Raw genomic sequence first — 11,311 nt, 5'->3', positions numbered from 1 at the left:
GGCCCCGCCCGGCGCCGCCGCGCCGGGCGCCCCGGCCGCCCGCCCCCCGGGGCCCGGGCGCCCCGGGGGCGGACGGCCCGGACCGCCGCCCACCGCGCCGCGGACGGTTCCGTACGGCAGCCCGCCCTGCGGTCCTTCGGCCCGCAGTGGTACGCGGCCGTAATGGGGACCGCGAGCGTCGCCACGGCCGGTACGGCCCTGGGCGCTACCGGGCTGCTGCCGGGCGCCGCCCGGCCGGTCCTGGCCGCCGTCTGGGTGCTCTCCGTCCTGCTGCTGGCCGCCGTGTGGGCGGCCCGGGCGGGGCACTGGCACCGGCACCGCGCCACGGCCCGGGCCCAGTTGCTCGACCCGGCCGTCGCCCCGTTCTACGGCTGCGCCGCCATGGCGCCGCTCGCCGTGGGCATGGGGGCGCTCGGGCCCGGCCGGGACGTGCTGGGCGCGCCGGTGGCCGTACCGCTGGCCGCCGTCCTCTTCGCCGTCGGCGGCACGCTGGCGGTCGCGGCGGCCGTGGTGGTGCCGTATCTCCTGGTCGTACGGCACCGCACCCCGCCCGGCAGTGCCTCGCCCGTCTGGCTGCTGCCGCTCGTCGCCCCCATGGTGGCGGCGGCCTTCGGTCCCCTGCTGGCTCGGGAGCTGCCGCCCGGCGAGGGCCGCGCCACGCTGCTGCTGGTGAGCCTCGGGCTGGCCGGGGCGAGCGGGCTCGCCACCCTGCTGGTGCTGCCGCTGGTGCTGTCCCGGCTGATCCACCACGGACCGCTGCCGCTCGCCCTCACCCCGTCGCTCTTCCTGGTCCTCGGGCCGCTCGGCCAGTCGGCGACCGCGGCCGGCCATCTCGCGGACGCCCTGCCGGGGCAGCCGTACGCGGACCCGCTCGCGGTCCTGTACGGGGTGCCCGTGACGGGCTTCGCGCTGCTCTGGCTGACGGTGGCCGGGGCGATGGTGGTCCGGGCCGTACGGCGGGGCATGCCGTTCACCCTGGGCTGGTGGGCCTTCACCTTCCCGGTCGGCACCTGTGTGACCGGGGCCGCCGGGCTGGCCCACCGCACCGAGCTCGGCGCCCTGTCGGCGGTGGCGGCGGCGCTGTACGCGCTGCTGGTCACGGCGTGGCTGGTGGCGGGTCTGCGGACCGTGCGGGGTCTGCTGGGCGGCACGCTGCCCGCAGGGCCGCCCCCAGCACCCGCGGCGCCGTCACCAGAGACGGCCCGTACCAGGTCAGAGCACGTCCGCTGACCAGCGCGGCGGGCAGCCCGGGGAAGGCCTCGGGGCCGTCGTCCGCGGTGAAGCGGTAGGGCTCGTCCGGCAGCACGACCAGTCCGGCGCCGGAGGCGCGCAGCGCGTCGAGCGGTACCCGGGGATAGCGTTCGGCGTGGTCCGCACAGACATTGCGGGCGCCCAGCCGGGCCAGCAGGTCCCCGGCGAAGGTGTCGCGGCCGAGGACCATCCACGGTCGGCGCCAGACCGGGACCACCACCGGGGGCAGTGCGCCGGGTACGACGGCCGCCCAGGCGCGGGCGGCCTCGTCGAGCCAGCGGGGCCGGCCGGCGCCGCAGCCGTCGACGAGGACCCGGTGCAGTTCGGCCAGGCCCTGCTGGAGAGTGCGCACCTCGGTGACCATCACCCGGAGCCCGGCCGAGCGGAGCGCCGCCAGATCCGGGGCCCGGTTCTCCTCCTCGTTGGCGACGACGAGGTCGGGGCGCAGCGCCCGTACGGTATCGAGGTCGGGGTTCTTGGTGCCGCCGACCCGGACGACGTCCAGCCCGGCGGGGTGGGTGCACCAGTCGGTCGCGCCCACCAGCAGTCCCGGCGCGGTGACGGCGATCGCCTCGGTCAGCGAGGGGACCAGGGAGACCACCCGCACGGGCTCAGCCCTCCGCGGGCGTCTCGATGTGTTCGGCGACGGTGACCACCAGTACCCGGGTCTCGGCACCGCCGGCCCGCCAGCGGTGCCGTACGCCACCGGAGAGGAACAGGGTGTCACCGCGGCCCAGCCGGTAGGCCCGGCCCTCGGCCTCGACCTCGACGGTGCCGTCCGCGACGTACATCAGCTCGTCGTTGCGGTGCTGGAACTCGCCCTCGGTGTCGTGTTCCCCGGAGAACTCCAGGGCTTCGAGCTGATGGCGGCCGTGTACCAGCCGGCGGGCGCCCTGCGCCGCCGCGCCGGGACCGGCGGCCCGGGACACGGCGACCGTGCGGGCCGCGTCGGAGGCGGCGATCAGCCGGTCCGCGGTGGTCTCCAGGGCTTCCGCGACCCGCTGGAGGGAGCGCCGGCTGGGCCGCGCCCGGTCGTTCTCGATCTGGCTGAGGAAGGGCACGGAGAGTCCGGACCGCTCGGCGACCGAGGCCAGCGTCAGATCCAGGGCCCGCCGCCGCCTGCGCACGGCGGTGCCCACCCGAAGACGCTCGGTCTCCTTCGGGTCCTTGCCGTCCCTGGCGTCAGCGTCCATGCGCCGGCTCCCCTTCCTGCGTTCTGTACAACCTTACGCAGCTTCGCCCGCGGCTTCCTCCGCGATCACGGCGAATTACGGACGGGGTGGCCCGGACACTGTCCGGAACCACCCCGTGCCGCCGGGTGAGACCCCGGGTGGGAAGCGAGTCAGCCCTTGACGGGGACCGCCTTGTCCTCGAAGTCCGGATTGTTCTTCAGCCAGGTCCGGACGGCCTGCTGCTCCTTGCCCTTGCCGGTGCGCTGGATCTCGGCCTCCAGACCGGTGAGCTGCTTCTCGGTCATCCGGAAGTCCTTCAGCCACTTCCCGGCCTCGGGATGGTCGGCGGCGAAGCCCTTGCGGGCCAGGGTGTGCACCCCGTCGCCCTTGCCCCAGGCGCCCCGGGGGTCCGCCAGCTTCTTCAGCTCGTAGGTGCCGTACGCCCAGTGCGGGGACCAGAGGGTGACGACGACGGGCTCCTTCTTGGCGTACGCCCGCTTCAGCTCGGCCAGCATGCCGGGCGTGGAGCCGTCGACGACCCGGTATTCGCCGTCGAGGCCGTACTTCCCGAGCACCTCGTCCTTGAGCAGGCCCATCATCCCGGCGCTGGGCTCGATGCCGATGATCCGGCCCTTGAAGGTGCCGCCCCTGCCCTTGAGGTCGTCGAGGGAGTCCACGCCCTTCACGTACGAGGGGACGGCCAGCTCCAGCGAGGTGGGGCCGTACCAGGCGCCGAGGTCCTCCAGCCGGTCGCCGTACTTCTTCCAGTACGAGGCATGGGTGACCGGCAGCCAGGAGTCGGTCTGGAAGTCGATCTGGCCGTTCGCCAGCCCGGTGTAGAGGGCACCGGTCTCCAGCTGCTCGGCCTCGACCTCGAAGCCGCGCCGCTCCAGCAGCTCCTTCCAGAGGTAGGTGGAGGCGACGGCCTCGTCCCACGGGATATAGCCGACGGTCAGCTTCTTCCCCTTGCCGACGTTCGCGGCGCCCGTCACGGAGGTGCCGGTGGAACCGGAGCCGCCGAAGACGTTCAGGCCGCCCGCGACGAGCGCCAGGACGACCACGCCGACCAGCGCGACCACCGGCTGGGGGCGGTGGTTCCAGCGGGCGGAACCGCCCGCCAGCGACCGGGCCCGGGCGATCGCCCGGCGGCCCAGCGGGGAGACCTGGCGGCCCAGTTCGCCGGTGATCCGGTCCAGGTACATGGCGAGGACGACGATCGACACGCCTGCCTCGAAGCCGAGGCCGATGTCGATGTTGCCGATGGCGCTGTAGACCTCGCCGCCCAGACCGCCGCCGCCCACCATGCCCGCGATGACGACCATCGACAGGCCCAGCATGATGACCTGGTTGACCCCGGCCATGATGGTCGGCACCGCCAGCGGCAGCTGGACCCGGAGCAGGGTGTCCCGGGGCGGGGCGCCGAACGCCTCGGCCGCCTCGACCAGCTCCCCGTCGACCTGGCGGATGCCGAGTTCGGTCATGCGTACGCCTGGTGGCAGGGCGAACACGATGGTGGCGATGATCCCCGGGACCACGCCGACGCCGAAGAAGATGATGCCCGGGATGAGGTAGACCATCGCGGGCATGGTCTGCATGAAGTCGAGGACGGGCCGCACCACGGCGCTGACCCGGTCGGAACGCGACGCCCAGATGCCGAGCGGTACCGCGAGCGCCAGGGTGACGACCGTGGCGACCAGCACCAGGGCGAGCGTCGACATCGCCTCGTCCCAGAGGGCGACCGAGTCGATCAGAGCGAACCCGGCGAAGGCGAGACCGCCGGCCAGGAGTCCCCGCAGCCACCAGGCGAGTACGGCGAGGATTCCGGCGAACAGCAGTGGTTCGGGGGCGGAGAGGACCGTGTCCAGACCGTCGTACATCCCGGTGACCAGGGCACTGACGGCGTCGAAGAGCCAGGCGAGATGGTTCTGGAGCCAGTCGACGGCACCGTCGATCCACTCGCCGAGGGGCAGCCTAGGCATGGGCCACCGCCCCGGGGGCCGTGGCTCCGGCCCGGCCGGCGGCTCCGGCGGAACCGGTACCGGCGGGGTCCGGCGCCCCCTCGGGCTGCATCGGCTCGCCGAGCACGGCGAGCAGCCGGGCCCGCGGGACGACGCCGATCAGCTCGCCCCGCTCGCAGGTGACGGCCACCGCGTCAGCGCTGCGCGCGCACGGCGCGAACAGTTCGGCGATCGGGGTGTCCGCGGTGACGACGGCGGGCGCCGCGGCCATCACCTGGGCGGCGGAGCGCAGTTCGGCGCCGCCGTCGGTCCGGGTGCCGTACGCCGTCTCCGGATCCGCCATGACCGCGCCCGCGGTCAGCACCCGGGTGCGGTCCACGTCCTGGGTGAACGAGGCGACGTAGTCGTCGGCGGGGGTGACCAGGATGTCCTCGGCCGTGCCCTGCTGGACGATCCGGCCGTCGCGCATCACCGCGATCCGGTCGCCCAGGCGCATGGCCTCGTTGAGGTCGTGGGTGATGAAGACGATGGTCTTCTTCAGGGTCTTCTGGAGTTCGAGCAGCTGGTCCTGCATATCGCGGCGGATCAGCGGGTCCAGCGCGCTGAAGGACTCGTCCATCAGCAGCAGATCGGCATCGGTGGCCAGCGCCCTGGCCAGGCCCACCCGCTGCTGCATGCCGCCGGACAGCTCGTCGGGCCAGGAGTCCTCCCAGCCCGCGAGACCGGCCAGGGCCAGGGCCTCCCGGGCCCGCTCCTCCCGTTCGGCACGGTCCACACCCTGCACGTCGAGCCCGTACGCGGCGTTCTCCAGGACGCTGCGATGGGGGAAGAGCGCGAAGTGCTGGAAGACCATGCTGATCCGGCGGGAACGGACGGACCGCAGCTCGCGCCGGTTCAGCGCGGTCAGGTCGCGGCCGTCGAACAGGACACGTCCCGCGGTGGGTTCGAGCAGTCCGTTGAGCATCCGCAGCAGGGTCGACTTGCCCGAGCCCGAGAGGCCCATGACCACGAAGATCTGCCCCGGATCGACGGTGAAGGAGGCGTCGACGACCGCTGCCGTCACACCGCCCGCGCGCAGCTCGTCGCGGGTCGCCCCGTCTTCGAGCCGCCGTACCGCCTCATCGGGTCGTCTGCCGAACACCTTGTACAGATGCTCCGCCTGGAGCCTGGACACATACACCTCGCGTCTCGTACCGGAACGGTCCGCCACCCCCATCGGGCGGACCGTGGAGCCGGGCGGGATCGGCCCGCCGCCGCCGGGCGCCCCGGCCGCAGGGCCGGACGCCGCCGGTTCGGCTCCGGCGGCGCGCCTGCCCCCGGCCCGTACCGCAAAACGCAACAGTGACTCACATCACGCAACAGTGAAGGGGGGCTGGGGTGCCGCCGGGTGCGTGGGGCGGTGTGCTTCCGGGCTTCCGGGGTGCCCGGGCCGTGTGGGGCAGCCGGGTTGTGCGGGATCTCCGGGGCAACCGGGGACCCGCGGACATCCGGGCCGCGTGGGACAACCAGGCCCTGCGGGATCTCCGGGCCGCGCGGGGCCGCCGTGGCTCCCGGGCCGGTGTCGGTGGCGTACGGCATCATCGGGGTGTGACGCGACGCCTGATGCTCCTCGACACCGCATCCCTGTACTTCCGGGCCTACTTCGGGGTCCCCGACTCGGTCCGGGCCCCCGACGGCACCCCGGTGAACGCCGTGCGCGGGCTGCTCGACTTCATCGCGCGCCTGGTGCAGGACCACCGGCCGGACGACCTCGTCGCCTGCTGGGACAACGACTGGCGGCCGCACTGGCGGGTCGAGCTGATCCCCTCGTACAAGGCGCACCGGGTCGCGGAGGAGACGGAGTCCGGGCCGGACGAGGAGGAGACCCCCGACACCCTGGCGCCGCAGGTCCCCGTCATCGTGGACGTCCTCGAAGCGCTGGGCATCGCCCGGGTCGGCGCCGACGGGTACGAGGCGGACGATGTCATCGGCACCCTCACCGCCCGGGCCCGGGGTCCGGTCGACATCGTCACCGGTGACCGCGATCTGTTCCAGCTGGTCGACGACGCCCGGTCGCGCCGGGTCCTCTATCCGCTGAAGGGCGTCGGCACCCTCCAGACCACGGACGAGGCATGGCTGCGCGCGAAGTACGGGGTCGACGGCCCGGGTTACGCGGATCTGGCCCTGCTCCGCGGCGACCCCAGCGACGGGCTGCCGGGGGTGCCCGGAATCGGCGAGAAGACCGCGGCCAAACTGCTGGACGCCTACGGCGACCTCGCCGGGATCCTGGCCGCGGCCGAGGACCCGAAGTCGAAGCTGACCCCGGCCCAGCGGCGGCGGCTGGCCGAGTCCCGGGAGTATCTGGCGGTCGCGCCCCGGGTGGTGCGGGTGGCGGCCGATGTACCGCTGCCGCCGTTCGACCCGGCGCTTCCGTCGGAGCCGCGCGACCCGGCCGCCCTGGAGGAGCTGGCGCGGCAGTGGGGGCTCGGGGGCGCGCTCCAGCGGCTGCTGACGGTGCTGCGCGCCTGATTTACGCCTCTTTCCGCCCTCTTGGCGGGGCCGCCGCCATCCGGCGCGGCCCCACCGGTATGCGTTCCGCGGATAGCCCCTCTTCGATCCGGATCCGGTCCGATTCCGGTCCTTCTCCGATCCGATCCGGTCCCTTTCCGGGCGCACCACACCCCCCAGCACCGCCCGACCCGCAGGTCAGGCGGTGTTCAACTGCGCCCGTACGGCCCTGCCGGGCTGATATTTCCTGTGGCTGGTGTTAACTTAGGCAAACCTAACCATGCATCCGAGCCCGGGGAGAGCGCCGTGACAGAACGACCCGCCCGCAAGTCACCGACGCCCTACGAGGCCCGTGTGGTCCACACCGAACGGCTCACCCCCCATATGGCACGCATCGTCTTCGGCGGTCCGGGGCTGGCCGGGTTCGGCGTGGAGAACTGCACGGACCACTATGTGAAGCTCGTTTTTCCGGCCGAGGGCGTGAGCTACCCGGAGCCCTGGGACATGGACCGGATCAGGGCCGAGTTCCCCCGGGCGCAGTGGCCGTCCAACCGGACGTACACCGTCCGCAACTGGGACGCGGTGACCGGCGAACTGACCATCGACTTCGTCGTCCACGGCGACGAGGGCCTGGCGGGCCCCTGGGCGGCGCGCGCCCGGATCGGCGACCTGATCCGGATCATCGGCCCGGGCGGCGGTTACGCCCCCGACCCGGCCGCCGACTGGCATCTGCTGGCCGGTGACGAGAGCGCGCTCCCGGCGATCGCGGCCTCCCTGGAGCAGATGCCCGAGGGCGCCGTGGTCCACGCGTTCGTCGAGATCGAGGGCCCGGCGGAGGAGCAGAAGATCGTCACCCCGGACGGAGTCGCCGTGCACTGGCTGCACCGGGGCACCCGCCCCGTCGGCGAGGCCCTGGTCGAGGCCGTCACCGGGCTCGACTTCCCCGCGGGCCGGGTCTGCGCCTTCGTCCACGGCGAGGCGGCCTGCGTCAAGGAGCTGCGCCGCCATCTGCGTCTGGAGCGCGGAATCGCGCGCGAGCAGCTCTCGATCTCCGGCTACTGGCGTCTGGGGCAGTCCGACGAGGCGTGGCGCGCGGTGAAGCGGGAGTGGAACGAGCAGGTCGAGCGCGAGCAGGAGACCACGGAGCCGGGCCCGGACACCCGCGCGGCGTAACGCCTGCGGTGCGGGTACGGCTCCCGGGCGGCGCAACGCCTCCCGCGGAGTGCGGCCCGCGGACGGCACCACACCTCCGGCGGGGGTGTTCCTCCCACACGGGACCACACCTCCGGCGGGCGTACGGCTCCCGGGCGGCCCGACGCCTCCGGCGGAAGCATTCCTCCCCGCCCGCCCAATGCCTCCGGCGGGGGGGTGTTCCTTCCCCGACCAGCACCTCCGGCGGAAGTGTTGCCCGGAGCGGCCCCGGCCGCTCCGAAGCACCCGCTGCTCCCCCGGGCGCCGTCCCGGACTTTCCGGACACGTCCTACGACCGCGGAACGAGGCGGAACCGGTCCCGGGGCCCTGGGGCGGCGGGACGGGCGTCTGCCAGCGTGGACACCATGACCGAGACCCCCGCGGGCACCTGGCCCGCCCATCTGGCGGCCGTCGGCGCCGTGCGCTTCGCCCGGCCCACCGCCGCCTACGACGAGGTGGTCGCCTTCTACGGCGACGACCTCGGCCTTCCCGTCGTCGCCGACTGGCGGGACCACGACGGCTACGACGGCGTGGTCTTCGGACTCCCCGGCACCGCGGTGCAGTTGGAGGTCACCCAGCACGGCACCCCGCCGCGCATCCCCCGCCCCGACCCCGAGAACCAGCTGGTGCTCTATCTGGACGGCACCGGGGCGCGGGACGAGGCCGTCGCCCGGCTGACCGCCCGGGGGCACCGGCCGGTGCCCCCGGCGAATCCGTACTGGGCGCGCTACGGCGCCGTCCTCTTCGAGGATCCGGACGGCTGGCTGGTGGTCCTGGCGCCCTGGGTGTTCGGCCGGACCCCGCCGCCGCCCGTGGTGTGAGGCCGCGCCCACCGCCGGGCACCCCGGGCCTGCCGGTACGCCCCGGGCTCAGGCCCGTACGCCCCGGCCCTCTCCCTCGCGCCCGGCCGCCCTCTTCTCCCCCACCGGCTCCCTCACCGGCTCCCCGTCCGGCGCCGTCTCCGCCTCCGTCGTCCGGGCGCCGCCGTAGCGCCGGGCCGAGCGGTCCGTCTGCGCCAGCTGCCGCAGCGCCTCGAAGGCGACGTTCCCGAGGACGGTGCCCACGATCACGGCCTCCACCAGTTGCTCCCGGCCCGTCCGGCCCGCGACGTAGTCGAGGTCGGCCCGGGCCACCCGCTCGGCCGCGTCCGCGTAGTCGGCGACGATCCGCACGAAGTCGCCGTGGCCGAGCCGGTCCATCGCGGCCAGCGTCCCGGCCAGCAGCTCACGGCCCGGCGCGTCCGCCTCGACCAGCCAACCCCGGCCGGCGATCAGCGCGTCGACCCGCCGCCGCGCGGTCTCCCGGACCGGATCACGCTCCGGGTCCCCCTCGGGCTCCTGCTTCGCGGGCCGGGCCACCAGCAGCTCGGAGGCGACGCCCAGCACCTCGTGCAGTGGTCTGCCGGGGTCGTCGACGGCCGCCAGCACCTCACCGATGGCGGCGATCTTCAGTCCGCCGATGTCCAGCAGCGCGCGGACCAGCTTCAGCCGGCGCTCGTGCTCCTCGCCGTACGCCGCCTGGTTGGGGCTGGTCAACTCGCCGGCGGGCAGCAGTCCCTCCCGGAGGTAGTACTTGATCGTCGGAACCGGAACTCCGGTCCGTCGGCTCAGTTCACCGATCCGCACACCGTTCACCACCGTCTCACCAGGGAGTTCGTTGATCCCATCATAGATAGCGGCACTCTCGGCTTCGGATAGCGGGAGGTGACGCTATCCGTCTCCGGCTCGCGGCAGGGGCCGCACCGCCCCGACCCACCCGACCGGAAACGGCCGAAATCTCGCCCTTCCGCCGCCCCGCCTGGTAAGGACGGCACATGTCCGTCTCCGTCATGCTCTTCACCTCCGATCTGCGGATCCACGACCAGCCCGCGTTCGCCGCCGCCGTCCGCGACGCCGACGAAGTGGTCCCCCTCTTCGTCCGCGATCCGGGAATCCACCGGGCCGGGTTCGACGCGCCCAACCGCAGCGCCTTCCTCGCCGACTGTCTCGCCTCCCTCGACGACGGGCTCCGCCGCCTCGGCGGCCGGCTGGTCGTCCGCTCCGGCGACCTCACCGAAGCGGTGTGCCGGGTCGTCCGGGAGACCGGTGCCCGGTCGGTGCACATCGCCGCCGGCGTCAGCCGGTACGCGACCGCCCGGGAGGAGTCCCTGGAGGCCGCGCTGACCCCGCTGGGCTGTGCGCTCCGGGTCCACGACGGTGTGATCACCGCCCTGCCGCCGGGCCGGGTCACCCCGGCGGACCGCGACCACTTCGCCGTGTTCACGCCGTACTTCCGCCGCTGGGAGGCGGCCGGGATCCGCCCGGAGGTGACCACGCCCCGCAGAATCACGGTCCCGGACACGGCGGGTGAGCCGCTGCCGGAACGCGCCGCCGTCACCGGGGTGTCACCCGGTCTGGCCGCGGGCGGCGAGGCAGAGGGGCGGCGGCGGGTCAAGAACTGGCTGGCCAGGGCGGGTTCGGGGGTGGACGCGTACGAGGAGCGCCACGACGATCTGGCGGGCGACGCCACCTCCCGGCTCTCCCCGCACCTCCACTTCGGCACCCTCTCCGCCGCCGAACTGGTCCGGCGGGCCCGGGACCGCGGCGGGGCCGGGGCGGAGGCCTTCGTCCGCCAGCTGGCCTGGCGGGACTTCCACCACCAGGTACTGGCGGCCCGTCCGGACGCCGCCCGCGCCGACTACCGGACGCGCGGCGACCGGTGGCGCGACGACGAGAAGGAGATCACGGCCTGGCGGGAGGGCCGTACCGGCTGTCCGGTGGTGGACGCCGGGATGCGCCAGCTCCGCCACGAGGGCTGGATGCACAACCGCGCCCGGCTGCTGACCGCGAGCTATCTGGCCAAGACCCTGTACGCGGACTGGCGGACCGGGGCCGCGCACTTCCTGAGCCTGCTGGTCGACGGGGACGTGGCGAACAACCAGCTCAACTGGCAGTGGGTCGCGGGCACCGGCACGGACACCCGCCCCAACCGGATCCTCAACCCCCTCACCCAGGCCCGCCGATTCGACCCCGACGGCTCGTACGTCCGCCGCTGGGTCCCCGAACTGGCCTCCGTCCCCGGCCGCGCGGTCCACGATCCGTCCGCGCTCCCGGCCGCCGAACGTGACCGGCTGGACTATCCGGAGCCGCTCGTCGATCTCTCGGAGGCCCGCGCCCGCTTCTCCCGGGCCCGGGGCCTGGACGACTGACGGAGCCCGGCGGGCGAGCCGGCCGCGTACCACCGCATCCGGAACCCGCGCCGCCGTCGGCCGCG

Annotated in this window: 9 protein-coding genes and 1 pseudogene; 5 read left to right on the top strand and 5 right to left on the bottom strand. The window is 74.1% G+C overall.

Features of this window, described 5'->3' with window-relative positions:
* Positions 1 to 126: 126 nt before the first annotated feature.
* Positions 127 to 1,212, top strand: a pseudogene (locus ACWDR0_RS20280) (SLAC1 family transporter); the annotation flags it as partial.
* On the opposite strand, the gene ACWDR0_RS20275 reads toward ACWDR0_RS20280, so the two are convergent.
* From ACWDR0_RS20275 to ACWDR0_RS20260, 4 genes are all read right to left on the bottom strand, one after another.
* Complete coding sequence (locus ACWDR0_RS20275; protein WP_456353090.1) at positions 1,097 to 1,858, bottom strand: helical backbone metal receptor; 762 nt, start codon at positions 1,856 to 1,858, stop codon at positions 1,097 to 1,099. The pseudogene ACWDR0_RS20280 and the gene ACWDR0_RS20275 overlap by 116 nt on opposite strands.
* Before the next feature lie 4 nt (positions 1,859 to 1,862).
* The gene (locus ACWDR0_RS20270; protein WP_456353089.1) at positions 1,863 to 2,444 is read right to left on the bottom strand and encodes a helix-turn-helix domain-containing protein; all 582 of its coding nucleotides are present in this window, start codon (positions 2,442 to 2,444) and stop codon (positions 1,863 to 1,865) included.
* 149 nt (positions 2,445 to 2,593) lie between these two features.
* Positions 2,594 to 4,402 (bottom strand): ABC transporter permease/substrate binding protein, encoded by a 1,809-nt coding sequence (locus tag ACWDR0_RS20265; RefSeq protein WP_456353088.1) that lies wholly within the window; start codon positions 4,400 to 4,402, stop codon positions 2,594 to 2,596.
* Positions 4,395 to 5,555 (bottom strand): quaternary amine ABC transporter ATP-binding protein, encoded by a 1,161-nt coding sequence (locus ACWDR0_RS20260; RefSeq protein ID WP_456353087.1) that lies wholly within the window; start codon positions 5,553 to 5,555, stop codon positions 4,395 to 4,397. Before ACWDR0_RS20260 ends, ACWDR0_RS20265 begins: the two co-directional genes overlap by 8 nt.
* 413 nt (positions 5,556 to 5,968) lie before the next feature.
* Between ACWDR0_RS20260 and ACWDR0_RS20255 the strand changes: the two genes are divergently transcribed.
* The 3 genes from ACWDR0_RS20255 (at position 5,969) to ACWDR0_RS20245 (ending at position 8,880) form a co-directional block, all read left to right on the top strand.
* Complete coding sequence (locus ACWDR0_RS20255; protein WP_456353086.1) at positions 5,969 to 6,889, top strand: 5'-3' exonuclease; 921 nt, start codon at positions 5,969 to 5,971, stop codon at positions 6,887 to 6,889.
* Positions 6,890 to 7,174: 285 nt separating this feature from the next.
* Positions 7,175 to 8,041, top strand: coding sequence for a siderophore-interacting protein (locus tag ACWDR0_RS20250; protein WP_456353085.1), 867 nt, complete (start codon positions 7,175 to 7,177; stop codon positions 8,039 to 8,041).
* Between the two features lie 383 nt (positions 8,042 to 8,424).
* Positions 8,425 to 8,880, top strand: coding sequence for a VOC family protein (locus ACWDR0_RS20245; RefSeq protein ID WP_456353084.1), 456 nt, complete (start codon positions 8,425 to 8,427; stop codon positions 8,878 to 8,880).
* A 48-nt stretch (positions 8,881 to 8,928) separates the two neighbouring features.
* Here the strand turns inward: ACWDR0_RS20245 and ACWDR0_RS20240 are convergent, their stop codons facing one another.
* Positions 8,929 to 9,696 carry a MerR family transcriptional regulator gene (locus ACWDR0_RS20240; RefSeq protein ID WP_456353083.1) on the bottom strand — a complete coding sequence of 256 codons (768 nt, stop codon included), beginning with the start codon at positions 9,694 to 9,696 and terminating at the stop codon, positions 8,929 to 8,931.
* Between the two features lie 176 nt (positions 9,697 to 9,872).
* Here ACWDR0_RS20240 and ACWDR0_RS20235 point away from each other — a divergent pair, with 176 nt between their 5' ends.
* Positions 9,873 to 11,246 carry a cryptochrome/photolyase family protein gene (locus tag ACWDR0_RS20235; RefSeq protein WP_456353082.1) on the top strand — a complete coding sequence of 458 codons (1,374 nt, stop codon included), beginning with the start codon at positions 9,873 to 9,875 and terminating at the stop codon, positions 11,244 to 11,246.
* Positions 11,247 to 11,311: the final 65 nt, after the last annotated feature.

The organism is Streptomyces sp. NPDC003691, assembly GCF_053981115.1.
This window is presented reverse-complemented; position numbering and strand designations above follow the sequence as displayed.

Excerpts from the sequence above, each read along its gene's own strand:
- ACWDR0_RS20235 (WP_456353082.1), top strand. The coding sequence starts at position 9,873 with ATGTCCGTCTCCGTCATGCTCTTCACCTCCGATCTGCGGATCCACGAC.
- ACWDR0_RS20265 (WP_456353088.1), bottom strand. The coding sequence starts at position 4,402 with ATGCCTAGGCTGCCCCTCGGCGAGTGGATCGACGGTGCCGTCGACTGG.
- ACWDR0_RS20270 (WP_456353089.1), bottom strand. The coding sequence starts at position 2,444 with ATGGACGCTGACGCCAGGGACGGCAAGGACCCGAAGGAGACCGAGCGT.
- ACWDR0_RS20245 (WP_456353084.1), top strand. The coding sequence starts at position 8,425 with ATGACCGAGACCCCCGCGGGCACCTGGCCCGCCCATCTGGCGGCCGTC.